The sequence below is a fragment of the Streptomyces sp. NPDC046831 genome (assembly GCF_040645305.1).
In the GTDB taxonomy this organism is placed as follows: Bacteria; Actinomycetota; Actinomycetes; order Streptomycetales; family Streptomycetaceae; genus Streptomyces.
In genome coordinates this window covers 41,902-64,974 of sequence record NZ_JBEYXZ010000003.1, presented here as the reverse complement: position 1 = coordinate 64,974, position 23,073 = coordinate 41,902, and the positions used below count along the sequence as shown (strand labels likewise).

The 23,073-nt window shown below is 71.1% G+C and carries 20 protein-coding genes and 2 tRNA genes; 16 read left to right on the top strand and 6 right to left on the bottom strand.

Annotated features, from left to right (window positions below):
• Positions 1 to 121: 121 nt before the first annotated feature.
• Complete coding sequence (locus tag ABZ920_RS03805; protein WP_361498460.1) at positions 122 to 1,591, bottom strand: amino acid permease; 1,470 nt, start codon at positions 1,589 to 1,591, stop codon at positions 122 to 124.
• 218 nt (positions 1,592 to 1,809) lie between these two features.
• Here ABZ920_RS03805 and ABZ920_RS03800 point away from each other — a divergent pair, with 218 nt between their 5' ends.
• Together ABZ920_RS03800 and ABZ920_RS03795 are read left to right on the top strand one after the other, a co-directional pair.
• The gene (locus tag ABZ920_RS03800) at positions 1,810 to 2,295 is read left to right on the top strand and encodes a ribose-5-phosphate isomerase (protein WP_361498458.1); all 486 of its coding nucleotides are present in this window, start codon (positions 1,810 to 1,812) and stop codon (positions 2,293 to 2,295) included.
• Positions 2,296 to 2,507: 212 nt separating this feature from the next.
• A complete protein-coding gene (locus tag ABZ920_RS03795) occupies positions 2,508 to 3,338 on the top strand; it encodes a DNA-formamidopyrimidine glycosylase family protein (RefSeq protein WP_361498456.1) in 831 nt (276 codons plus the stop codon).
• A 28-nt stretch (positions 3,339 to 3,366) separates the two neighbouring features.
• Here the strand turns inward: ABZ920_RS03795 and ABZ920_RS03790 are convergent, their stop codons facing one another.
• The gene (locus ABZ920_RS03790) at positions 3,367 to 4,608 is read right to left on the bottom strand and encodes a GNAT family N-acetyltransferase (RefSeq protein WP_361498454.1); all 1,242 of its coding nucleotides are present in this window, start codon (positions 4,606 to 4,608) and stop codon (positions 3,367 to 3,369) included.
• 185 nt (positions 4,609 to 4,793) lie between these two features.
• On the opposite strand from ABZ920_RS03790, the gene ABZ920_RS03785 reads away from it, so the two are divergent.
• Together ABZ920_RS03785 and ABZ920_RS03780 are read left to right on the top strand one after the other, a co-directional pair.
• The gene (locus ABZ920_RS03785) at positions 4,794 to 5,972 is read left to right on the top strand and encodes a PP2C family protein-serine/threonine phosphatase (protein WP_361498452.1); all 1,179 of its coding nucleotides are present in this window, start codon (positions 4,794 to 4,796) and stop codon (positions 5,970 to 5,972) included.
• A 97-nt stretch (positions 5,973 to 6,069) separates the two neighbouring features.
• Positions 6,070 to 6,561 (top strand): HD domain-containing protein, encoded by a 492-nt coding sequence (locus ABZ920_RS03780; RefSeq protein WP_361498450.1) that lies wholly within the window; start codon positions 6,070 to 6,072, stop codon positions 6,559 to 6,561.
• Positions 6,562 to 6,667: 106 nt separating this feature from the next.
• Here the strand turns inward: ABZ920_RS03780 and ABZ920_RS03775 are convergent, their stop codons facing one another.
• Positions 6,668 to 7,858, bottom strand: a complete 1,191-nt coding sequence (locus ABZ920_RS03775; protein ID WP_361498448.1) for an acyltransferase family protein — start codon at positions 7,856 to 7,858, stop codon at positions 6,668 to 6,670.
• A gap of 472 nt (positions 7,859 to 8,330) precedes the next feature.
• On the opposite strand from ABZ920_RS03775, the gene ABZ920_RS03770 reads away from it, so the two are divergent.
• On the top strand, positions 8,331 to 8,525 hold the full coding sequence (locus ABZ920_RS03770) for a hypothetical protein (protein ID WP_361498446.1): 195 nt from the start codon (positions 8,331 to 8,333) through the stop codon (positions 8,523 to 8,525).
• A 248-nt stretch (positions 8,526 to 8,773) separates the two neighbouring features.
• Entirely contained in the window at positions 8,774 to 9,097 is a 324-nt protein-coding gene (locus ABZ920_RS03765) for an SHOCT domain-containing protein (protein WP_361498444.1), read from the top strand.
• A 165-nt stretch (positions 9,098 to 9,262) separates the two neighbouring features.
• Here the strand turns inward: ABZ920_RS03765 and ABZ920_RS03760 are convergent, their stop codons facing one another.
• Both ABZ920_RS03760 and ABZ920_RS03755 read right to left on the bottom strand, forming a co-directional pair.
• Entirely contained in the window at positions 9,263 to 9,520 is a 258-nt protein-coding gene (locus ABZ920_RS03760; protein ID WP_361498442.1) for a hypothetical protein, read from the bottom strand.
• A gap of 452 nt (positions 9,521 to 9,972) precedes the next feature.
• Positions 9,973 to 10,046 (bottom strand) — tRNA-Gly (locus ABZ920_RS03755).
• 151 nt (positions 10,047 to 10,197) lie between these two features.
• Between ABZ920_RS03755 and ABZ920_RS03750 the strand changes: the two genes are divergently transcribed.
• The 5 genes from ABZ920_RS03750 (at position 10,198) to clpX (ending at position 15,243) form a co-directional block, all read left to right on the top strand.
• Positions 10,198 to 10,274, top strand: a tRNA-Pro gene (locus ABZ920_RS03750).
• Positions 10,275 to 10,461: 187 nt separating this feature from the next.
• Positions 10,462 to 11,853: a trigger factor gene (gene tig, locus ABZ920_RS03745; protein ID WP_361498440.1), complete on the top strand. Its 1,392-nt coding sequence runs from the start codon at positions 10,462 to 10,464 to the stop codon at positions 11,851 to 11,853.
• 410 nt (positions 11,854 to 12,263) lie between these two features.
• Positions 12,264 to 12,869, top strand: coding sequence for an ATP-dependent Clp protease proteolytic subunit (locus ABZ920_RS03740; RefSeq protein WP_189705719.1), 606 nt, complete (start codon positions 12,264 to 12,266; stop codon positions 12,867 to 12,869).
• Positions 12,870 to 13,070: 201 nt separating this feature from the next.
• A complete protein-coding gene (locus ABZ920_RS03735) occupies positions 13,071 to 13,751 on the top strand; it encodes an ATP-dependent Clp protease proteolytic subunit (RefSeq protein ID WP_361498438.1) in 681 nt (226 codons plus the stop codon).
• Positions 13,752 to 13,956: 205 nt separating this feature from the next.
• Positions 13,957 to 15,243: an ATP-dependent Clp protease ATP-binding subunit ClpX gene (clpX, locus tag ABZ920_RS03730; RefSeq protein ID WP_361498436.1), complete on the top strand. Its 1,287-nt coding sequence runs from the start codon at positions 13,957 to 13,959 to the stop codon at positions 15,241 to 15,243.
• 71 nt (positions 15,244 to 15,314) lie between these two features.
• On the opposite strand, the gene ABZ920_RS03725 is transcribed toward clpX, so the two are convergent.
• A complete protein-coding gene (locus tag ABZ920_RS03725) occupies positions 15,315 to 16,268 on the bottom strand; it encodes a hypothetical protein (protein WP_361498434.1) in 954 nt (317 codons plus the stop codon).
• A 136-nt stretch (positions 16,269 to 16,404) separates the two neighbouring features.
• Here ABZ920_RS03725 and ABZ920_RS03720 point away from each other — a divergent pair, with 136 nt between their 5' ends.
• From ABZ920_RS03720 to ABZ920_RS03700, 5 genes are all read left to right on the top strand, one after another.
• Positions 16,405 to 19,056 (top strand): valine--tRNA ligase, encoded by a 2,652-nt coding sequence (locus ABZ920_RS03720; RefSeq protein ID WP_361498432.1) that lies wholly within the window; start codon positions 16,405 to 16,407, stop codon positions 19,054 to 19,056.
• A gap of 216 nt (positions 19,057 to 19,272) precedes the next feature.
• Positions 19,273 to 20,790: a folylpolyglutamate synthase/dihydrofolate synthase family protein gene (locus tag ABZ920_RS03715; RefSeq protein WP_361498430.1), complete on the top strand. Its 1,518-nt coding sequence runs from the start codon at positions 19,273 to 19,275 to the stop codon at positions 20,788 to 20,790.
• A gap of 7 nt (positions 20,791 to 20,797) precedes the next feature.
• The gene (locus ABZ920_RS03710; protein ID WP_361498428.1) at positions 20,798 to 21,154 is read left to right on the top strand and encodes a DUF4233 domain-containing protein; all 357 of its coding nucleotides are present in this window, start codon (positions 20,798 to 20,800) and stop codon (positions 21,152 to 21,154) included.
• 66 nt (positions 21,155 to 21,220) lie between these two features.
• Positions 21,221 to 21,634, top strand: a complete 414-nt coding sequence (gene ndk / locus ABZ920_RS03705) for a nucleoside-diphosphate kinase (protein WP_361498426.1) — start codon at positions 21,221 to 21,223, stop codon at positions 21,632 to 21,634.
• Between the two features lie 321 nt (positions 21,635 to 21,955).
• On the top strand, positions 21,956 to 22,975 hold the full coding sequence (locus tag ABZ920_RS03700; protein WP_361498878.1) for a rod shape-determining protein: 1,020 nt from the start codon (positions 21,956 to 21,958) through the stop codon (positions 22,973 to 22,975).
• The last annotated feature ends 98 nt before the right edge of the window (positions 22,976 to 23,073 follow it).

Genomic DNA, 23,073 nt, shown 5'->3' with positions numbered 1-23,073 from the left:
GCACGTGCCGTCCCGCCCGCATCCGGAAACGCCAGAGGGAGTCCCTTCGCGAAGGGACTCCCTCTGGCGTTTCACGGCCCAGCGGGCGCGGCGGGCCCGCCGTGTCGCGGGTGCGGGCCGGTCAGCCCGCCGAGACCTTCTCCGCCTCGGCCGGCGCCCCGGCGGCGCTCCGGCCGCGGCCGGCCTTCTGCTTGACGAAGGCGATCACCAGCACGATCGCCGCGACCAGCAGCGACAGCAGCACCGTCTCCCGCCCGTCGTGCTCGGTGTCGGTCAGCATGTAGCCGAGGACGAACACGATGACCGCGGTCGTCGCCCAGGTCAGGTACGGGTACAGCCACATCTTCACGACGAGCTTCTCCGGCGCCTCCCGCTGGATGATCCTGCGCATGCGCAGCTGCGAGAAGCAGATGACCAGCCAGACGAACAGCGCGACCGCGCCGGAGGAGTTGACCAGGAAGAGGAAGACGGAGTCCGGGAACTTGTAGTTGAAGAACACGGCGACGAAGCCGAAGACCACCGACACGATGATCGCCGCCATCGGCACGCCACGGCTGTTGGTCCGCGCGAACGCCTTGGGCGCGTCACCGCGCTGCCCGAGCGAGAAGGCCATGCGGGAGGCGGTGTAGAGCCCGGAGTTGAGGCAGGACAGCACCGAGGTCAGCACGATGAAGTTCATGATCTGACCGGCGTGCGCGATGCCGAGGGAGTCCAGCGCGGCGACGTAGGAGCCCTTTTCGGCGATCGACTTGTCGTCCCAGGGGAGCAGGCAGACGACCACGAAGATCGAGCCGAGGTAGAAGACGGCGATACGCCAGATGATGCTGTTGGTCGACTTGGTGACGGCGCGCTGCGGGTCCTCCGACTCGCCTGCCGCCAGGGTCGCGATCTCGCTGCCCATGAAGGAGAAGACGACGAGCAGCACACCGGTGAGGATGGCGCCGGGGCCGTTGGGCAGGAAGCCGCCGTGCCCGGTCAGGTTGGAGAGGCCGGCCTTGTCGCTGTCGACGCCGGGCAGGACGCCGAAGACGGCCAGCGCGCCGACGACGATGAACGCGCCGATGGCCACGACCTTGATGCCGGCGAACCAGAACTCGAACTCGCCGTAGGAGCCGACGGAGACGAGGTTGGTGGCGGTCAGCACCACCATGACGATCAGCGCCCAGCCCCACTGGGGCACGGCGGGGATCCAGCCCTCGAGGATCTTGGCGCCCGCGGTGGCCTCCACGGCCAGGACGACGACCCAGAAGAACCAGTACAGCCAGCCGATCGAGAACCCGGCCCAGTTGCCGAGCGCGCGGTCGGCGTGGGCGCTGAAGGAGCCCGAGGTCGGGTTGGCGGCGGACATCTCGCCGAGCATGCGCATGACGAGGACGACGAGTGTGCCGACGAGGGCGTACGACAGGAGGATGCCGGGGCCGGCGGTGGCGATGCCGGAGCTGGAACCCACGAACAGGCCCGCGCCGATGACACCACCGATGGCGATCATCGACAGATGGCGGTTCTTGAGTCCGGCCTGGAGCCCGGATCCGTGATGGCCGGGGCTTGTCTGGCCGCTTCCACCCTTCGACAGGGTCGGCTGCGAGGTCATGGAGGGTCTTTCCTTTACGCCGGGTGAGCGGTTTCCCGTACGAGCGGTGTACGAGTCGGTCCAGTGAATCCGAGGCTTTGGAATTCGTGAACCTTCGAAACCCAATTGTTACTTGAGGTTTCCTTGAGGTCTGTAACACGGCTCACATGATGCGGTCATATGTGATATGAGGCACCCCCGAAAAGCGGTGCGGGGAACCGCCGTGCCACACTCGGACCATGCGCGTGTATCTCGGCTCGGACCATGCGGGCTTCGAACTCAAGAACCACCTCGTCGAATGGCTGAAGGCGGCGGGTCACGAGCCCGTCGACTGCGGGCCGCACATCTACGACGCCCAGGACGACTACCCGCCCTTCTGCCTGCGTGCGGCAGAGCGCACGGCCGCGGACCCCGACGCCCTCGGCATCGTGATCGGCGGCTCCGGCAACGGCGAGCAGATCGCGGCGAACAAGGTGAAGGGCGTGCGGGCGGCCCTGGCCTGGAGCGAGGAGACCGCGTCGCTCGGCCGGCAGCACAACAACGCCAACGTCGTCGCGGTGGGCGCGCGCATGCACACGCAGGAGGAGGCGACGAAGTTCGTCGAGACCTTCCTCAACACCCCGTTCTCCGGCGACGAGCGCCACATCCGCCGCATCGACATGCTCGCCGCCTACGAGACGACGGGCGACCTCCCCCCGATCCCGGCCCACCACCCGCAGCAGTAGCACCGCGGTCCCGGGCCGGGGGCGACCCGCCCCTGCCCCCGCCGCGGGACCGTCCCGGCCGGACCGGGCGCCGGCTGCCCCGGCCCCGCGCCGCGCGGCCGGCGCGGGAAGAGGACCGGGCGGCAGGGGGAAGGAAGAGACCGACGAGGTCGAAGAGGGGCGCACGACACCCGCGCCCCGGTCGACGGACGGTGGGGAAAGGAACACGGCCCGTGCCAGAGGGGCACACGATTCACCGACTCGCGCAGGACTACGCCGCCCGCCTCACCGGCGAGGTGGCCGTCTCCAGCCCCCAGGGCAAGTTCTCCGACGCCGCCGCCCTCCTCGACGGCAGCGCCCTCAGGACCGCCGACGCCCACGGCAAGCACCTCTTCCTCGGCTTCGGCGCCCTCACCGACCCGGACCCCGAACCCACCTCCTGGGTCCACGTCCACCTCGGCCTCTTCGGCAAGGTCGCCCTCGGTGACGCCCCCGCGCCCCCGCCCACGGACACCGTCCGGCTCCGCCTCGCCAACGCCACGTCGTACGCCGACCTGCGCGGCCCCACGACGTGCGCGCTGATCACCGACGCCGAGAAGGCGGCCCTGCACGCCCGCCTCGGCCCCGACCCGCTGCGCCCGGACGCCGACCCGGCCGCCGCCTACGCCCGCGTCCGGCGCAGCCGCACGACCATCGCCGCCCTCCTGATGGACCAGAAGGTGATCGCGGGCGTCGGCAACGTCTACCGGGCCGAGGTGCTCTTCCGGCACCGCATCGACCCCTACCGCGCCGGCCGGGACGTCACCCCGGGCGAATGGGACGCGATCTGGGCCGACCTGGCCGCCCTCATGCGCGAGGGCGTCCGCAACAACCGCATCGACACCGTCCGCCCCGAGCACACCCCCGAGGCGATGGGCCGCCCGCCGCGCGTCGACGACCACGGCGGCGAGGTCTACGTCTACCGCCGCGCCGGCCAGGCCTGCCACCTGTGTGGCGGCGCCGTCCGCACGGCCGGACTCGCCGCCCGCAACCTCTTCTGGTGCCCCGCCTGCCAGACGCACTGACAGGGCCGGCCCGGCACACCGCCCGTGCTCAGAAGCCGTGCGGCAGCCACGGCGCCACCGCCGATCCGAAGCCCACCGACGCCTCCGCCAGCGCGCCGGGCCGCAGTTCCCGCACCCGCCCGGCGGCCGCCAGTGCGGCCGGCGGCACACCACCGAGGTAGGCCGCCCCCAGGTCCCGTACGGACACGGCGAGGTCCGCCGCGTCCGTCGTCCGGTCGCAGGACGCCCCCTTCGCGTCCCCGCTCAGCCGCCAACGCCCGCTGTTCCAGGGGCAGAAGGCGTCCTCCACGTCGAACACCACGTCCACCGGCGCCTGGTACGTCCGCGCCCGCAGCGCCGCCCCGACGTCGACGAGCCGCACGTACAGCCCGTCCCGCAGCCGCGGCCGGCACCGCCGGATGTCGGACACCAGGTACTGCCAGGCGTCGTCCACCGGCCGCCCCCGCACCGTCAGCGTCGTCGTCAGGTCGATGCCGCACAGGAAACGCCACAGCGCCGCCTCGGCCGCCGGATCCAGCGCGGCCAGGTCGTCCAGGAGCACCGTGCCCTCGGCCCCGGCGACGTCCCAGCCCGGCTTGACGCGGTAGCGGGCGTACCCGACGACCTCTCCCGCCCGCTCGGCGAGCACGCACTGCAGCGGCGACGCCCCGTTCCGCTCGCTCTCCGGGTCCAGCAGCGGCACCCGTTCCCAGCCGGGCCGCCGCGCCAGCATCCCCGGCCGGCGGGGGACCGTGCGCGCGTACACCGCCTCGCACGCCTCGGACACCCCGGTGGGTACGGCGTACCGCAGCCGTACGTCGTCGGTGCCGCCCGGGACCGACAGCCCGGCCCGGACCGTGTCGATCTCGGCGTGCAGCTGGAACGTGGCGGCCGCGTACCCGAAGCGGCCGTAGATCGCGGGCTCGGAGGCGGTCAGCACCGCCAGCGACTCGCCCCGGGATCGCACGTCGTCCAGCTGCCGCCGCATCATCGACGTCAGCACCCCGCGCCGCCGGTGGGTCGCGGCCACCCCGACCATGGTGACCCCGGCCGCGGGCACCAGGGCGCCGCCGGGCACCGTCATCCGGAAGCTGAACGCACTCGTCGTGCCCACGCACGCGTCCCCGTCCCAGACCCCGAGGGACCGGTCGAACTCGGTGAGCGCGTGCCAGGCCTCCCGTTCCTCCGGGGCCTCCGGGACACCGCCGAAGGCGCGGAGCAAGGTGTCGTACCACGGGTCCCACTCGTCCCGCCGCAGCAGCCTCGGCTCCGTCGCAGGGTCACTCGCCATGCGCCATGCCTATCAGGGCGGTACGGGACGGACCAACGAATTTCCCCTAGCCGGCAGCGCGTCGGCGTTCCGTGGCGTTCACTGTGAAGTCGAGCCCCGGTTCGCTGTGCGGCCGGGGCTCGGACGGGGGACAAGCGGGACCTCCCGTGCCAAGCGGCAGGTCCGATGGATAGGGTCCCGGACTAATGGCAGCAGGACGAGAGCGGCGCGCGGAAGCCGAGACGTTCACGGCCCGGTTGAAGAAGCAGTGGCACCGGGCCCGCGTCGGCGTGCGCAGATCCGCCGTCGACTACTTCCGCGGCAACGGCTCGGACTGGGTCGCGTTCGGCGGCCTGTTGCTGACCGTCCCGCTGATCGCCTCCCTGACCCTGGCCGACTCCGTCTGGTTCTCGCCGGCCGCGCTCGTCCTGCCGATCGTCGCGGGCGGGCTGCTGCTGCGCCCGGCGAGTCTGCTCGGCCTGTACGCGGCGGCGGCCACGGCCCTCATCGTGGAGTCGGTGAAGCTCGGCCCGTACACCGGCGGCCCGTCCCGGGTGACCCCGGGCGTGGTGCTGGTGGTCGCGGCCTGCGGGCTCTTCGGGCTGCTGATCGCGCAGTTCCGCAGCCGGGTCGGCGTGCCCTGGCGGCGCGGCGGCACCATGCTGTTCGACCTGCGCGAACGCATCCGCGTGCAGAGCAAGCTGCCCCATCTGCCGGAGGGCTGGCACCGCGAGATGGCGCTGCGCCCGGCCGGCGGGCAGTCCTTCTCCGGCGACTTCGTCGTCGCGGCCCGCACGAACGGCGGCCGCACCCTGGAGGTCGTCCTCACGGACGTCTCGGGCAAGGGCATGGACGCCGGCTCGCGGGCGCTGCTGCTGTCGGGCGCGTTCGGCGGCCTGCTGGGCTCGCTGCCCCCGCACGCGTTCCTGCCCGCCGCGAACGGCTACCTGCTCCGCCAGGACTGGGACGAGGGCTTCGCCACGTCGATCCACCTGGTCCTCGATCTGGACTCCGGCGACTACGAGTTGTACTCCGCCGGGCACCCGCCGGGCCTGCAACTGAGCGCGGGCAGCGGCCGCTGGGAGGAGAAGGCCGCCGAGGGACCGCTCCTCGGTGTGTACGACGGTGCCCAGTTCGACCCGGTCAAGGGCTGCCTGCGCCCCGGCGACGTGCTGATGCTGTTCACCGACGGCCTGGTGGAGACGGCCGACCGCGACATCGTCGAGGGCATCGACCGCCTCACCGGCGAGGCCGACCGCTATGTCGCGGGCGGCTTCCACGGGGCCGCCTGGCACCTGATCGAGGCGGTCGCCAAGGATGTCAACGACGACCGGGCGCTGCTGCTGATCTGCCGCGAGGGGCCGACCGCGCAGGCGCTGCGCTAGCGATCCGCGCCTCACGCCGGCCGCCGCGACGGCACCGCGCGGCCCCGGTCCCGGCCGCCCGGGCGTACCCGGCGCTCGTCCCGGGGACACTGGGGCCATGACCGAGACGCACGACACCGGGGCCGTGACCGGGACGCACGCTCCGCTCACCCTGGCCGAGGTCGAGGCCGTCGCCCGCGCCGCCCACGCCGGCCGGACGGACAAGGCGGGCCGGCCCTACGCCGAGCACCTGCGCGCCGTCGCGGAAGGCGTCCGCGCCCGCGGCGGCGACGCCGACCAGATCGCCGCAGCGTGGCTGCACGACGCCGTCGAGGACGACGTCCTGCCCGGGGCGTGGCTGCGCGAGGCCGCGCTGAGCCGCCGTACGAAGGACATCGTGCGGGCGGTCACCCGAGGAGCGGGCGAGCCCCTGGAGGCGTACGCGCGGCGGGTCCTCGCCACGCCGGGCGCGCTGCTGGTGAAGGAGGCGGACCTGGCGCACAACGCGGACCCGGCCCGCCTCGCGGTCCTCGAGGAGGCCACCCGGGCCCGGCTGACGGAGAAGTACGCCCGTATGCGCGCGCTTCTGGGTCTCACCGCGGCCTCCTAGGCGCGGCCGCCCGCCTTCAGACCGGCCCGCGCGCCCTTTCCGGCGCCGGCCCGCCCACACCTCTCGTCGGCGTGCGAGCCCTGGTGCTCGCCGCCGCCCTGGCCGTCTAGGCGGCGCCCGATCCGGCCTTCTCGCGCTGCGGGGTCCGGCCCTGCGACCTCTCGCGCTCCCGCGCCAGTTGGGCCGCGTCCTGCCGGAAGGCCCACTTCATCTCCGGCTCCATCGCGAACCGGAGGACGCGCCGGACCGGCGGTGTGCACAGCGCGGTGACGACCGCGGCCGCGAGCACGGTCACGGCCGTCACACCGAGCGGGCGGTGCAGCCACGGGTGGTCGAACCAGCCGCCGTAGGTGCCCGCCTTCACCAGGAAGCCGTGCAGCAGATAGCCGTACAGCGTGCCCGCGCCGAGCGCCGTGAACCACATCCTCCGGCCCGGCACCCAGGCGTAGAAGCAGGCGGTCAGCAGCAGCGAGCAGCCGAACATCGCGAGGGTCATGACCGGGCCGGCCCACCAGGGAGCGCCCAGCTCCTGGGCGGAGTCGCGGTGGTAGAACCAGGCGGTGTTCATGCGCGGCACGGCCCACCAGCCGAAGGCCAGCGCCACCGCGAGGACCGGCACCGACAGGATCCGCACCGAACGGCGGCGCACCAGCCGGAAGTGCTCCGGCCGCAGCGTCAGGCCCAGCACGAAGTAGGGCAGGAACTGCAGCACGCGCTGGAGGTCGAGGTCGTCGCCGATGGCCGGGCTGACGGACGCCAGCATGGCGATCCCGAGCGCGACGGGGAGGGGCCGGCGCACCAGCTTCCACAGCGGAGTGGTCAGCCGCCAGACGAACAGGGCGCACAGGAACCAGGTCAGGTACCAGGGGTCGAGGAGGCTGATCTCCTGGTCGGCGGCGTGACCGACGACGCGGGCGAAGACGGAGTAGGCGGTCTCGAAAAGGACGTACGGCACGACCACGCCGGTGACCAGCCGCTTCAGCCGGTCGGGACGGGTGTCGAAACTCCGTGAGAAGAATCCGGAGATGATGATGAACGCCGGCATGTGGAAGGAGTACACGACCGTGTAGGCGGCTTCCAGTATTCGGCTGTCGCCCTTGAGCGGCTCCCAGGAATGCCCCATCGCCACCAGCACGATCGCCAGGTACTTGGCGTTGTCGAAGAACGCGTCGCGCTGCTTGCCGGGTCTGCCGCCCGGCTCGGCCGGCGGCCGCGGGCTCGGCACTCCGGGCGCCGACGGACGGGCCTGGGTGAGCGGTGTTCTGTTCTGGCCGGGGGACGAGGCAGCGTGGAACATCTGAGGCACCCTAGCGTCGGCCGCGGGAATCCGTAAAACTCCCGGCGTCGTTCTGCGTATTCGCTGCGCATGCCCGGGATTTGACGGTCCAGACGGGGCGGAGCGGTGACGGCCGACACATCGGCCGCACCGTCAGAACCGCTCCGGGGCACCCTGGATATGCCGATTCTTCCCGACTGATGGGCTCATCGAGGCGTGTCCGCGGTAACCATGCGAGTCACCTGCGAACGCCGTGTGTGGACATGGAAACGAAGCCTGGAAATTTCCTGTGAGAATGCTCTGCGAATTGGCGTGAGGGGCACTACAGGAGGGGTGCGCCGGCCCCTTGGGCGAGGACGGCCGGCCACGCCCGGGGCCGATGATGCGTCACTCGCCGCATAAGCGGGCCGCCTTGGTGGCACGATGGTTCTGGCGGGGGTGCGGGCTGGCGTCCCCGGGCCGGAGAGCGGACCGACCGAGGGTGTGATCAGTTGTGGCCATTTCACTGTCTGTGGTGCTGCTGTTGGCGATCATCCTGGTGGTGTTGCTCCGAGGCGGGTCGATCAAGGCGGGGCCGGCCATCGTCGCCGTGCTCTTCGGCTTCTTCCTCGCGTCGACCGGCATGGCGCCGTCCATCAACCGGTTCATGGACTCGATAGCCGACACGATCAACTCGATCAGCTTCTGACCGTCCTCGGTCACCCTGCGATCAGTTCCGGGCCGACCCTGGTCACGCAGGTGCCCGGCCGTCCGCTCCGGCGGGCGGCGGGCCCCCGGCCGAAGAAGCCGCCGCAGGCGCGAACGCCCGCCTGCCGGATCGCCGTGGCCGCCCTATTCCGCTGCTCCGGAGAACCGCAGCCGATCCGAGGACGGCCTTGGGCCCCCGGCCCTGCGGCCGGGAACTTCGGTCCGGCGTGAGCGAGGCCCCGCTGATTCATGCCGGCATTGACGCAGTCGTCGGCCGAGGGAAGTGATCGGCATCACGGGGTACGACGGCCGAGGGGGCTGGAGCGGGTGGTTCGTCGTCATGCCGCTCTTCGTGGTGCTGTTCCCGGCCGCCCTGCTTGTCGGCCTCATCGCCCTGGTGCGCCACCTCACCGGTTCGGCGCACCAGCGACAGCCGGCGCGCCGCCACCGTCCGGCGAAGGCGGGTGGCAGGGCCGGCGAGCCGAGAACCTGCTCGCCGAGCGATTCGCGCGCGGGGAGATCGACGATGACGAGTACAGACGTCGGCTTGCGCTGTTACGGGAGCACCGGTGACCCCTGCGGGCCGGGGCCGGCGGGGGTCACCGGGTCCGGATGAGCCCCTGACCTCCGGCTTGAGCCGCTGCGCCTCTCACCTGCCGATGGTCCGACCTGTAGGCGTGCAAGCGCGGCCCGCGGTCCCTTCGGCCGCACGCCGCGCTCTGTCGATGTCGGGTCGGATCAGTCTCCGTGGCCGCCGCCGTGGCCGCCGCCGTCTCCGTGGCCGTCGCCGCCGTGGTCGCCGCCGTGGTCACCGCCGTCGCCGTGGCCGCCGCCACCGCCGCCGTCGCCGTCGCTGTGGTAGCCGGCGGAGATCTCGGGAGCGTGAGCCGGAGCGGAAGCGACCGCAGTTCCGGCCGCGCCGATCGCGGCACCGCCGGCCACGAGGACGCCCGCCGCCGAAGCAGCGAGGAGGTGCTTGAGGTGTCGTGCCCGCATGATTCAGTACCCTTCCTTCTCTTTCATGGCGACCCGCGCGCTGTCGGACACGTGCGGGACGGTCGCGGCCGCCAGAAAGGTGTGCGGCGCCGTCTTGGATTCGCCGCGTATGTGCCAGGTATCCGCTTTTCGCGGCCCCGCAGGGCCACAGCGCGGGCTTCGCCGACTTGCGCTGCGGCGGGCGGCCTGAAGAGAACCTGCCGGATCGGGTGTGTGCCCGTGTCAGACCTCTTCGTTCACCCACGCTAGTCGCCGCATGAGCGATCGCATCTTGAGGCCGGCCCTCCCGGACAGCCGAACAACCACCGACGCTTTTCAGCCCAGGACGACGGTGATCTCGCTGGTGGGCATGTCCCTGGGCTGAAGCGGCAGACCTCGACAGCAGCCCATGCTCGGAGAAGGGCTCAGGCCCAGGGAGGGGGAAACACCCTCTCGCCTGGGCCTGAGCCGTCTGGAGCGGGCGACGGGAATCGAACCCGCGTAGCCAGTTTGGAAGACTGGGGCTCTACCATTGAGCTACGCCCGCACACAAGGCGCCGCGAGTCGGTGACCGCGGCACACCAGGCATCGTAGCGGGTCGCACGCCGTCGCCGCACACCCCTTCGTGCGTCGGAGTGCCCCCGGTGAACGCGGAGGCCGTACCGCTCCCGGCCATGTACCCTACGTGTCGCACCAGACGGGGTGTGGCGCAGCTTGGTAGCGCGTCCGCTTTGGGAGCGGAAGGCCGTGGGTTCAAATCCCGCCACCCCGACCACCCGCCGGTCCCGGCCGGCCCCCACCCGTGTGATCGCCTTTTGGGGCGCCGAGCGGCTGCGGCTACTATGCAAACTGCGCGCCCGTATGTCCGGCCCACCGGCCTACGAACCCCTCCGGGCGGCGAATCCGCCGGACCTGTCTGGCTCCGGCGAAAACCAAGAAGTCAGCCACAAGGAGACCGAACCGTGAAGAGCGCCGTGGAGACCCTGAACCCGACCCGGGTTCGGCTCACTGTCGAGGTGCCCTTCGAGGAGCTCAAGGACAGCCTCGACGCGGCGTACAAGAAGATCAACCAGCAGGTCACGGTGAAGGGCTTCCGCAAGGGCAAGATCCCGGCCCGCGTCATCGACCAGCGGTTCGGCCGCGGTGCGGTCCTGGAGGAGGCGGTCAACGACGCGCTTCCGAAGTTCTACACCGAGGCGGTCAACGGCGCCGAGCTCAACGTGCTCGGCCAGCCCGAGGTCGACATCACGGAGCTGAAGGACGGCGAGACGCTGAACTTCACCGCCGAGGTCGACATCCGCCCGGCCATCGAGATCCCGGACTTCTCCGGCATCGAGGTCGAGGTCGACGCCGTCGAGGTGACCGAGGAGGACGTCGAGAAGGCGGTCGAGCAGCTGCGCGAGCGCTTCGCGTCGACGACCCCGGTCGAGCGCGCCGCCGAGGACGGCGACGTCGTGACGGTCGACCTGGAGGCCAAGGTCGACGGCGAAGTCCTCGAGGACGGCGTCGCCAGCGACGTCTCGTACACCATCGGCTCGGGCGAGCTGCTGGACGGCATCGACGACGCCGTGAAGGGCCTGTCCGCCGGCGAGGAGGCCACCTTCACCTCCGAGCTCAAGGGCGGCTCGGCGGCCGGCAGGGAGGCCGAGGTCACCGTCAGGGTCACCCAGGTCGCCAAGCGTGAACTGCCCGAGCTGGACGACGAGTTCGCGCAGCTCGCCTCCGAGTTCGACACCCTCGAGGAGCTGCGCGCGGACAGCCGCAAGCGCCTGGAGAACATGAAGGAGTACGACCAGGCCACGCAGGCCCAGGAGCGCGTCCTGGACAAGCTGCTCGAGCTGGTCGAGGTCCCGGTCCCCGAGAAGCTGCTCGAGGACGAGATCAACACCCGCAAGCACAACCTGGAGCACCACCAGCTCGGGCAGATGGGCCTCACCCTCGACAAGTACCTGGAGATCCAGGGCAAGACCGCCGAGGAGTTCGAGACCGAGACCCGCGAGGCCGCGGTCAAGGGCATCAAGACCCAGTTCGTGCTGGACGAGCTCGTCAGCAAGGAGCAGGTGAACGTCAACCAGGAGGAGCTCACCGAGCACCTCATGCGGCGCGCCGCCTCCTCCGGCATGTCCCCCGACCAGTTCGCCCAGGCGGTCGTCCAGCAGAACCAGGTTCCGCTCCTGGTCGGCGAGGTCGCCCGCGGCAAGGCCCTGGCCGTCGTGGTCGAGGCGGCCACGGTCAAGGACACCAACGGCGAGATCGTCGACCTGAGCGACGAGGAGGAGTCCGAGGAGTCCGCCGAGGCCGCCGAGTCCGAGGCCGCCGCCGGCACCGAGGGCGAGGAGAAGTCCGAGGGCTGATCCCCGCGGATCGTCCCCGACGCAGCGACGACGGGCCCCGGGCGTGCGACGCCCGGGGCCCGTCGGCACACCGCCCGCCGGGGACGCGGGAAGCCGTGTGACCGGCCGCTCACGGCCCGTGGCCGCCCTCCTGCCCCTGGTCGGTGCCGCGCCCCGTGCCGGGGCGCGGTGTCACGGGCGCCGCGGCGCGCGCGGCAGCGCCGGAAATCCACCAACCTGCGCTGACAGCGAACAGCCCCGTCTGCGGGATTCCCCGGAGGGACCCGCGCGTTAGGGTCCATGAATACGAGGGCAGGGGAGTCCCCGAAGCCGCCCCGCACGGTGGCGCACCGGGGTCCCACGCCCCGGCAGAACACGTGAGACGGCCCGGCGCCGTCGTAAGACGAGCAGGTGGATACGTGACGAATCTGATGCCCTCCGCCGCCGGCGAGCCTTCCATCGGTGGTGGCCTCGGCGACCAGGTCTACAACCGGCTGCTCAACGAGCGGATCATCTTCCTCGGCCAGCCGGTCGACGACGACATCGCGAACAAGATCACCGCACAGCTGCTGCTCCTTGCCGCCGACCCCGACAAGGACATCTACCTGTACATCAACAGCCCCGGCGGTTCGATCACGGCGGGCATGGCGATCTACGACACCATGCAGTTCATCAAGAACGACGTGGTGACCATCGCCATGGGCCTCGCGGCCTCGATGGGCCAGTTCCTGCTCAGCGCGGGCACCCGCGGCAAGCGTTTCGCGCTGCCCAACGCCGAGATCCTGATCCACCAGCCCTCCGCCGGCCTGGCCGGCTCGGCCTCGGACATCAAGATCCACGCCGAGCGGCTGCTGCACACCAAGAAGCGCATGGCAGAGCTCACCGCCTTCCACACCGGTCAGTCGGTCGAGCAGATCACCCGGGACTCGGACCGCGACCGCTGGTTCGACGCCCACGAGGCCAAGGAGTACGGCCTCATCGACGACGTGATCCCGACGGCCGCCGGCATGCCGGGCGGTGGCGGCACCGGGGCCTGAGCCGCTCCCGGGGCCCACACGGCCCCGTGCGCTCGCACGAGGCCCCCTGCGCCCCGGTGAGCCCCGCCGGGCCTCCGTGGGCCGCCCCAAGCCCCGCAGAGGCGCCAGACGGCCCCTGCGGGCGGCCGGGACCCCCGCGGTGGGGCCGGCGCAGCCCAGCAAGCCCCCAGCCGACCGCCCAGCCTTTTTCCAGGAGACACCGTGAACGACTTCCCCGGCAGCGGCCTCTACGACCGCACGCGCGCCGAGTACACCGGCCCCTCCGCCGAGTCCCGCTACGTGATCCCGCGCTTCGTGGAGCGCACCTCCCAGGGCATCCGCGAGTACGACCCGTACGCGAAGCTCTTCGAGGAACGCGTGATCTTCCTCGGCGTCCAGATCGACGACGCCTCCGCCAACGACGTCATGGCGCAGCTGCTGTGCCTGGAGTCGATGGACCCCGACCGTGACATCTCGGTCTACATCAACAGCCCCGGCGGCTCCTTCACCGCGCTGACGGCGATCTACGACACGATGCAGTTCGTCAAGCCGGACATCCAGACGGTGTGCATGGGCCAGGCCGCCTCGGCCGCGGCCGTGCTGCTGGCCGCCGGCACCAAGGGCAAGCGCATGGCCCTGCCGAACGCCCGTGTGCTGATCCACCAGCCCTACAGCGAGACGGGCCGCGGCCAGGTCTCCGACCTGGAGATCGCCGCCAACGAGATCCTGCGGATGCGCTCGCAGCTGGAGGAGATGCTGGCCAGGCACTCCAACACGCCGATCGACAAGATCCGCGAGGACATCGAGCGCGACAAGATCCTCACCGCGGAGGAGTCGCTCGAGTACGGCCTCATCGACCAGATCATCTCGACCCGGAAGATGAACAACGCCGACGTCCGCTGACGCGGGTGGGGCGCCCCCGGCTCGCGGGAAACCGGGAGCCTGGGGGTATCGTCTGCCGCTCCTTGGCACGGTGCGTCGGCAGCACGTCGCAGTGAACCGCGCCAAGGGGGGCCCGAACGAGGGTCCCGGCAAGGTACCGTCGGACATAAGGCAGCACCAGGAGCCGCTGGACCTAGGCGTCTCCCAGGCGAAGGGGAAGCACACCGTGGCACGCATCGGTGACGGCGGCGATCTGCTCAAGTGCTCGTTCTGCGGCAAGAGCCAGAAGCAGGTCAAGAAGCTCATCGCAGGGCCCGGTGTGTACATCTGCGACGAGTGCATCGATCTCTGCAACGAGATCATCGAGGAGGAGCTCGCGGAGACCAGCGAGGTGCGCTGGGAGGAGCTTCCCAAGCCCCGCGAGATCTACGAGTTCCTCGACGGGTACGTCGTCGGCCAGGAGGCCGCGAAGAAGGCCCTGTCCGTCGCGGTGTACAACCACTACAAGCGGGTCCAGGCCGGTGAGAACGGCGGAGCCCAGGGCCGCGACGACGGCATCGAGCTCGCCAAGTCCAACATCCTGCTGCTCGGGCCCACCGGCTCGGGCAAGACACTGCTCGCCCAGACTCTCGCCCGCATGCTGAACGTCCCGTTCGCCATCGCCGACGCCACGGCGCTGACGGAGGCGGGCTACGTCGGCGAGGACGTCGAGAACATCCTGCTGAAGCTGATCCAGGCAGCCGACTACGACGTCAAGAAGGCCGAGACGGGGATCATCTACATCGACGAGATCGACAAGGTCGCGCGCAAGAGCGAGAACCCGTCGATCACGCGCGACGTCAGCGGCGAGGGCGTCCAGCAGGCCCTGCTGAAGATCCTCGAGGGCACCACGGCGTCCGTCCCGCCGCAGGGCGGCCGCAAGCACCCGCACCAGGAGTTCATCCAGATCGACACGACGAACGTGCTGTTCATCGTGGGCGGTGCCTTCGCCGGCCTGGAGAAGATCATCGAGGGCCGCGCGGGCGCCAAGGGCATCGGCTTCGGCGCGACGATCCGCTCCAAGCGGGAGCTGGAGGCCAAGGACCAGTTCGAGGACGTCATGCCCGAGGACCTGGTCAAGTTCGGCATGATCCCCGAGTTCATCGGCCGTCTGCCGGTCATCACCTCGGTCCACAACCTCGACCGCGAGGCCCTGCTGAAGATCCTCGTCGAGCCGCGCAACGCCCTGGTCAAGCAGTACCAGCGGCTGTTCGAACTCGACGGCGTGGAGCTTGACTTCGAGCGCGAGGCCCTCGAGGCCATCGCCGACCAGGCCATCCTCCGCCAGACCGGCGCCCGCGGCCTGCGCGCCATCATGGAGGAAGTCCTCCAGGGGGTCATGTACGAGGTCCCGTCCCGCAAGGACGTCGCCCGCGTCGTCATCACGGCCGACGTGGTCCTCTCCAACGTCAACCCGACCCTGATCCCGCGTGACGCGCGCGGCCGCGGCGCGGGCGAGCAGAAGTCGGCGTAACCGCCCACCCCGTACGGACGAAGGGCCCCGGTCGAGCGACCGGGGCCCTTCCGTGTCCCTGCGGACCCGCGTCAGGCCTTGACGCGGACGTCCTTGCGGAACTTGGCGGTCAGGTCGGCCGCGGCCTTCAGGTCGGGGCTCTTGCCGGACATCGCGTCGGCCAGGTCCACGTTCAGGATGACGCCGAGCGTGCTGTGGTCGCCCCAGATGCACACGGGCATGTGGATCTCGCTCGGGCCCGTGGAGGAGCCGCTGCCGGGCGAGCTGTCCTTGACCATCATCTCCTGGCACTTGAGGACCGCGCCGTCGAGACCGGCCGGCTCGAACTTCTTCGGGCTGCCGACCATCTCGCCCTCGTCGTCCTTGGCCGCGTTCTTGTTCGTCTCGGCGAACATCGCGTCGACCACGGCCTCGGGGTCGTCGATCTCGCCGTACACGCCCATGAAGTTGACCATCTTCATGGCCAGCGGGTTGTCCTTGTCGCCGGCCTGGTATCCGGCGTGCACGTCCTTGGCGTTCTTCACGCCGTGCTTCTCGGCGTCCTTGACGTCGTTCTCGTCGAAGCCGCCGCTGTCGACGTCGTTCGCCTTCTTGTACTGGCCGTCGAGGACCGTCGCCGGCGTCGTCAGCTTGTGCGGGCCGTCGTCCGCCACGTCCGAGCCGCCGCCACCGCCGATCACGAAGTACGCGCCGACGGCGATCGCCGCCACGACCGCCACGGCGCCGATGATCAGGCCCGTCTTCTTGCCCCCGCCGCCCGGGGCCGGCGGCTGCGGCACGCCGTAGGGCTGCTGGCCGTAGGGCGGCTGCTGGCCGTACGGGTTCGGCTGGGGCGGGACGCCCTGCGGCTGCTGCGGGTAGCCGTAGCCGGGCTGCGGCGGGGCGGGCGGGGCCTGCTGGGGGTAGCCGTAGCCGGGCTGGGGAGCCTGCGGCGGCTGACCGTACGGACCGGGCTGCCCCGGCTGGCCGTGCGGTCCCGGCTGCTGGGGCTGCCCGCCGTACGGGCCCGGCTGGTTGTGACTCATTCCTGGATTCCCCTCCAGATGCTTATGCGTACCTGACATCCTGGCCCAGGTACCGGGTGCGGAGGCCGTCGGGGTGCGCACCGTTACACAACAAACGCGTTTCGGGACGGGGCCGTGACACCTCTAAACTGAGCCCGTGACCGAGAACGCTCAGCAGCAGCCACCAGCGCCCCCCACCGAACTGCCGACCCAGTACGCGCCGGCCGACGTAGAGGGGCCGCTGTACGAGCGCTGGGTGGAGCGCGGTTACTTCGAGGCGGACGAGAAGAGCGACAAGCCGCCCTACACGGTCGTCATCCCCCCGCCGAACGTCACCGGCTCGCTCCACCTGGGGCACGCCTTCGAGCACACCCTCATCGACGCCCTCACGCGCCGGAAGCGCATGCAGGGGTACGAGACGCTGTGGCAGCCCGGCATGGACCACGCCGGCATCGCCACGCAGAACGTCGTCGAGCGGGAGCTGGCCAAGGAGGGCAAGTCCCGGCACGACCTCGGCCGTGAGGCGTTCGTCGAGCGCGTCTGGCGGTGGAAGTCGGAGTCCGGCGGCCAGATCAGCGGCCAGATGCGCCGCCTCGGCGACGGCGTCGCCTGGTCGCGCGAGCGCTTCACCATGGACGAGGGCCTCTCCAGGGCCGTCCAGACCATCTTCAAGCGGCTCTACGACGACGAACTGATCTATCGCGCCGAACGCATCATCAACTGGTGCCCCCGGTGCCTGACCGCCATCTCGGACATCGAGGTGGAGTACCAGGACGACGACGGCGAGCTCGTCTCCATGAAGTACGGCGACGGGGACGACACCGTCGTCGTCGCCACCACCCGCGCCGAGACGATGCTCGGTGACACGGCCGTGGCCGTCCACCCGGAGGACGAGCGGTACAAGCACCTGGTCGGCAAGCTGATCCGGCTGCCGCTGACCGACCGTTCCATCCCGGTCGTCGCGGACGAGCACGTCGATCCGGAGTTCGGCACCGGCGCCGTCAAGGTCACCCCGGCGCACGACCCGAACGACTTCGAGATCGGCCAGCGCCACGACCTGCCGTCCATCACCGTCCTGGACGAGCACGCCGTGATCACCGCGCACGGCCCCTTCCAGGGGCTCGACCGGTTCGAGGCCCGCTCCGCGATCGTCGCCGCGCTGCGCGCCGAGGGCCGGATCGTCGCCGAGAAGCGGCCGTACACCCACTCCGTCGGCCACTGCTCGCGCTGCAAGACCACCATCGAACCGCGCCTGTCCATGCAGTGGTGGGTCAGGGTCGGCCCGCTCGCCAAGGCCGCCGGTGACGCGGTCCGCGAGGGCCAGGTCAGGATCCACCCGCAGGAGATGGAGAAGCGGTACTTCGACTGGGTCGACAACCTCCACGACTGGTGCATCTCGCGGCAGTTGTGGTGGGGCCACCGGATCCCCGTCTGGTACGGGCCGGGTGGCGAGGTCGTGTGCGTCGGCCCGGACGAGGAGCCCCCGGCCGGCGAGGGCTGGCGCCAGGACTCCGACGTCCTCGACACCTGGTTCTCCTCCGGCCTGTGGCCGTTCTCCACGTTGGGGTGGCCCGAGCAGACCGAGAGCCTCGCGAAGTTCTACCCGAACTCCGTCCTGGTCACCGGCTACGACATCCTCTTCTTCTGGGTCGCCCGGATGATGATGTTCGGCCTGTACGCGATGGACGGCACCCCGCCGTTCCACACCATCGCCCTGCACGGCATGGTCCGCGACCAGTTCGGCAAGAAGATGTCGAAGTCCTTCGGCAACGCGGTCAACCCGCTGGACTGGATGGACAAGTACGGCTCGGACGCGCTGCGGTTCACCCTGGCGCGCGGCGCCAACCCCGGCGTCGACGTCCCGATCGGCGAGGACTGGGTCCAGGGCTCGCGCAACTTCGCCAACAAGATCTGGAACGCGACCCGCTTCGCGCTGATGAACGGCGCGACGGTCGAGGGGCCGCTGCCGGACGCCGCGAGGATGTCGGCGACGGACCGCTGGATCCTGTCCCGGCTGAACGCGGTCGTCGCCGAAGTCGACGCGTACTACGACGACTTCCAGTTCGCCAAGCTGTCCGACGCCCTGTTCCACTTCGCGTGGGACGAGGTGTTCGACTGGTACGTCGAGCTGTCCAAGACGACGTTCCAGGCGGGCGGCGAGGCGGCCGAGGTCAGCAAGCGGGTCCTGGGCGAGGTCCTCGACGTCACCCTGAAGCTGCTGCACCCGGTGGTCCCCTTCGTCACGGAGACGCTGTGGACCACCCTCACGGGCGGCGAGTCGCTCGTCGTCGCCGAGTGGCCGACGGCCGTCTCCGTCCCCGGGGCCGACGCCCCGGGCGGCTTCCGGGACGCCGACGCCGAGCGGGAGATCGAGACGCTCCAGTCGCTCGTCACGGAGGTCCGCCGCTTCCGCGCCGACCAGGGCCTGCAGCCCGGCCAGCGGGTGCCGGCCCGGCTGGCCCTCGCGGACACGGCGCTGGCGCCGCACGAGGCGGCCATCCGCCAGCTGCTGCGGCTGCAGCCGGAGGGCGACGCCTTCACGGCGACGGCGACCCTGCCGGTCGCGGGCGTCGAGGTGGCGCTCGACCTGTCCGGCGCGATCGACGTGGCGGCGGAGCGCAAGCGGCTCGCGAAGGACCTGGCGGCGGCGGAGAAGGAGAAGGCGCAGGCCACGGCGAAGCTCGGCAACGAGGCCTTCCTGGCCAAGGCGCCGGACCAGGTGGTGGACAAGATCCGCACCCGCCTCGCCAAGGCGGAGGAGGACATCACCCGCATCACGGCCCAGCTCGGCCGCCTGCCGCAGGCGTGAGCGACACCGCCTGACCGCTTACGCGACGGCGGCGCAGGCCCCGGAGCCGTTCTGGCTCCGGGGCCTGCGCCATGCCGCCGGCGAAAACGCCCGCCACGGCGCCCGGCAGGCCGGCGCCGGGACCCGCCGGCGCGGGGCGGCGGTGCGGCCGCCCGGGTGACCGTGCCGGCCGGGCGGGTACGGATGACCCCGTCCCGGGTACGTAGACTGGCTGTCGTGAGCGACCTCCCCCGGCACGACGACCAGCAGCCCGACCCCCTCGGCTCCTTCGACGAGATCATCGGGGCCGAGACCGACCGCGACCCCGATCTGGCGGTCATCGAGGCCGGCAGCCGCACCCTGCGCACGCAGGGCGGCCCGCCGCAGGGCGAGGCGCCGGCGCGGCCGGAGGACCCCGAGGTCGACCAGGCCCTGCGCGAGGTCGAGGGCGAGCTGGCCGGCCGCTGGGGCGAGACCAAGCTGGAGCCGTCCGTCAGCCGCATCTCGGCGCTGATGGACGTCCTCGGCGAGCCGCAGCGCGCGTACCCGGCCGTCCACATCACCGGCACCAACGGCAAGACCTCCACCGCCCGCATGATCGAGGCGCTGCTCGGCGCCTTCGAACTGCGCACCGGCCGCTACACCTCGCCGCACGTCCAGTCGATCACCGAGCGGATCAGCCTGGACGGCGCCCCGATCTCCGCCGAGCGCTTCGTCGAGACGTACCGGGACATCAAGGCGTACGTGGAGATGGTCGACGCCGCGCAGGAGTACCGGCTGTCCTTCTTCGAGGTGCTCACCGGCATGGCCTACGCCGCCTTCGCCGACGCCCCCGTGGACGCGGCGGTGGTCGAGGTCGGCATGGGCGGCAGCTGGGACGCCACCAACGTCATCGACGCCGACGTGGCCGTCGTGACCCCCATCGACCTGGACCACACCGACCGCCTGGGCTCCACGCCCGGCGAGATCGCGGGGGAGAAGGCCGGCATCGTCAAGCAGGGCGCCACCGTGATCATGGCCCAGCAGCCGGTGGACGCCGCGCAGGTCCTGCTGAAGAGGGCCGTGGAGGTCGACGCCACCGTGGCCCGGGAGGGGCTGGAGTTCGGCGTCGTGTCGCGGCAGGTCGCCGTCGGCGGGCAGCTGCTGACCCTGCGCGGCCTCGGCGGCGAGTACACCGAGGTCTACCTTCCGCTGCACGGCGCCCACCAGGCGCACAACGCCGCCGTCGCGCTCGCCGCCGTCGAGGCCTTCTTCGGGGTCGGCGCCCAGCGCGCCGAGCCGCTGGACATCGACACCGTCCGCAAGGCGTTCGCCTCCGTCGCCTCGCCGGGCCGGCTGGAGGTCGTGCGCCGCTCGCCCACCGTCGTGCTGGACGCCGCGCACAACCCGGCGGGCGCGCGGGCCGCGGCCGAGGCGATCGGCGAGGCGTTCGACTTCAGCCGTCTGATCGGCGTCGTCGGCGCGAGCGGCGACAAGGACGTGCGCGGTCTGCTGGAGGCCTTCGAGCCGATCTTCGCCGAGGTCGTCGTCACCCAGAACTCCAGCCACCGCTCGATGGACGCCGACGAGCTGGCCGCGGTCGCCGTCGAGGTCTTCGGCGACGAGCGCGTCCAGGTCGAGCCGCGGCTGCCCGACGCGCTGGAGGCCGCCATCACGCTCGCCGAGGAGGAGGGGGAGTTCGCGGGCGGGGGAGTCCTCGTCACCGGCTCCGTCATCACCGTCGGCGAGGCCCGACTGCTCCTCGGGAAGGGCTGACTCCGCCGTGCGTACCCTCTGTTCCTCGACGCTGATCGGCGAGTTCTTCGTCATCGGTTTCGCCGCGCTGGTCGCGATGAAGGACCCCGCCCTGTCCACGGCCACGGTGTGGACGGTCAGCGGCATCGCCATGCTGCTGTGCGTGCTGCTGTGCGGTATGGTGACCCGCCGCGCCGGCGTGGCCCTCGGCTGGGCCCTGCAGATCGCGCTCGTCGTGTCCGGTTTCGTGGTGCCCACGATGTTCTTCCTCGGCGCGGTCTTCGGAGCGCTGTGGTGGGCCTCGGTCCACTACGGCAGGAAGATCGAGGAGGCCAGGGCCCGCTTCGCCGCCCAGGCCGGCTCCGGTGAGGCTGACGCTGCGTAACAGCGGCGGGGAAGTGCCCTGTAACCTCGTGCCACCGCACGCCCGTGAGGAAAAAGGAGCCCTCCCGTGACCCAGCGCACCCTCGTCCTGCTCAAGCCCGACGCCGTCCGGCGCGGGCTGACCGGCGAGATCATCAGCCGTATCGAGCGCAAGGCCGGCTGGCAGATCACCGCGCTGGAACTGCGCACCCTGGACCGGGAGACCCTGGAGCAGCACTACGGCGAGCACAAGGGCAAGCCCTTCTACGAGCCGCTGGTGGAGTTCATGTCCTCCGGGCCGGTCGTGGCCCTGGTCGTCGAGGGCGAGCGGGTGATCGAGGGCGTGCGCGCCCTGGCCGGTCCCACCGACCCGATCGCCGCGGCCCCCGGATCCATCCGCGGCGACTACGGCGTCGTCGTCCGGGAGAACCTCATCCACGCCTCCGACTCGGAGGAGTCCGCCGAGCGCGAGCTGAAGATCTTCTTCCCCGGCCGGGCCTGAGCCGCCGGCGCCGCCGGCCCACCGCCGGCGACCGCCCGTACTGACGCCCTGTCAGCCCGCCGGGGCGCCTGACCTGGGGCGGCCGAGTCCGTCCGGCCGCCCGCCGGCATGCGCGTGCCGATCGGGGGAACGGATGCCCCCGATGGACCGTCTCCACAAGCGAGGCGGTACGCCACATGCCGACAATGGCGGAGACCCTCGCGCAGTGTTCGTGCAGGCGCGTCTACGATGGAAGCCTTCACGTCACAGCACCCACCTCGCCGACCTGAAAAGCCCTCAAAAGCTTGTGGGGAGGCCAGACGAATCCTGATGGGGAACTCAATGTCGTTCATCGGCCGTGACATGGCTGTCGACCTCGGGACCGCCAACACGCTGGTGTACGTCAGGGGTCGCGGGATCGTACTCAACGAACCGTCCGTCGTCGCGATCAACACGAACACCGGTGGCATCCTCGCCGTCGGCGCCGAAGCCAAGAAGATGATCGGGCGCACGCCCGGCAACATCGTCGCCGTCCGTCCGCTCAAGGACGGCGTCATCGCCGACTTCGAGATCACCGAGCGGATGCTCCGCTACTTCATCCTGAAGATCCACAAGCGGCGCTATCTGGCTCGTCCGCGCGTCGTCGTCTGCGTGCCCTCCGGCATCACCGGCGTCGAGCGCCGCGCCGTCATCGAGGCGTCGTCCCAGGCCGGCGCCCGCCAGGTGCACATCATCGAGGAGCCCATGGCGGCCGCCATCGGCTCCGGCCTGCCGGTCCACGAGGCCACGGGCAACATGGTGGTGGACATCGGCGGCGGCACCACGGAGGTCGCGGTCATCTCGCTCGGCGGCATCGTCACCGCGCAGTCCATCCGGGTCGCCGGCGACGAGCTGGACAACGCGATCATCCAGCACGTCAAGAAGGAGTACTCGCTCCTGCTGGGTGAGCGGACGGCCGAGCAGATCAAGATCACGATCGGTTCGGCGTACGAACTCGACACCGACGAGCACACCGAAATCCGCGGCCGGGACCTCGTCTCCGGACTGCCGAAGACCGTCGTCATCTCGGCCGCCGAGGTCCGCAAGGCGATCGAGGAGCCGGTCAACGCGATCGTGGACGCGGTCAAGACGACCCTCGACAAGTGCCCGCCGGAGCTGTCCGGCGACATCATGGACCGGGGCATCGTCCTGACCGGCGGCGGCGCGCTGCTGCGTGGCCTGGACGAGCGGCTGCGCCGCGAGACCGGCATGCCGATCCACATCGCCGAGGACCCGCTGGACAGCGTGGCGCTCGGCTCGGGCAAGTGCGTCGAGGAGTTCGAGGCGCTCCAGCAGGTCCTGGACGCCCAGCCGCGCAGATGACCCGCCGTCCTCGATTCCGCCGTACGAGACGATCTGACCTCGTACGGCGGATCGTTGACATCTGACATCGACGCATAGGCTGCCCCATGGGCCGTGCG

What these genes read in the sequence shown, in the direction of transcription:
- ABZ920_RS03805 (WP_361498460.1), bottom strand. Translation starts at nt 1,591, where the DNA reads ATGACCTCGCAGCCGACCCTGTCGAAGGGTGGAAGCGGCCAGACAAGC.
- ABZ920_RS03725 (WP_361498434.1), bottom strand. Translation starts at nt 16,268, where the DNA reads ATGAGTCACAACCAGCCGGGCCCGTACGGCGGGCAGCCCCAGCAGCCG.
- ABZ920_RS03785 (WP_361498452.1), top strand. Translation starts at nt 4,794, where the DNA reads ATGGCAGCAGGACGAGAGCGGCGCGCGGAAGCCGAGACGTTCACGGCC.
- ABZ920_RS03740 (WP_189705719.1), top strand. Translation starts at nt 12,264, where the DNA reads ATGCCCTCCGCCGCCGGCGAGCCTTCCATCGGTGGTGGCCTCGGCGAC.
- ABZ920_RS03800 (WP_361498458.1), top strand. Translation starts at nt 1,810, where the DNA reads ATGCGCGTGTATCTCGGCTCGGACCATGCGGGCTTCGAACTCAAGAAC.
- ABZ920_RS03760 (WP_361498442.1), bottom strand. Translation starts at nt 9,520, where the DNA reads ATGCGGGCACGACACCTCAAGCACCTCCTCGCTGCTTCGGCGGCGGGC.
- ABZ920_RS03790 (WP_361498454.1), bottom strand. Translation starts at nt 4,608, where the DNA reads ATGGCGAGTGACCCTGCGACGGAGCCGAGGCTGCTGCGGCGGGACGAG.
- ABZ920_RS03765 (WP_361498444.1), top strand. Translation starts at nt 8,774, where the DNA reads ATGCCGGCATTGACGCAGTCGTCGGCCGAGGGAAGTGATCGGCATCAC.
- ABZ920_RS03780 (WP_361498450.1), top strand. Translation starts at nt 6,070, where the DNA reads ATGACCGAGACGCACGACACCGGGGCCGTGACCGGGACGCACGCTCCG.
- ABZ920_RS03775 (WP_361498448.1), bottom strand. Translation starts at nt 7,858, where the DNA reads ATGTTCCACGCTGCCTCGTCCCCCGGCCAGAACAGAACACCGCTCACC.
- ABZ920_RS03700 (WP_361498878.1), top strand. Translation starts at nt 21,956, where the DNA reads ATGTCGTTCATCGGCCGTGACATGGCTGTCGACCTCGGGACCGCCAAC.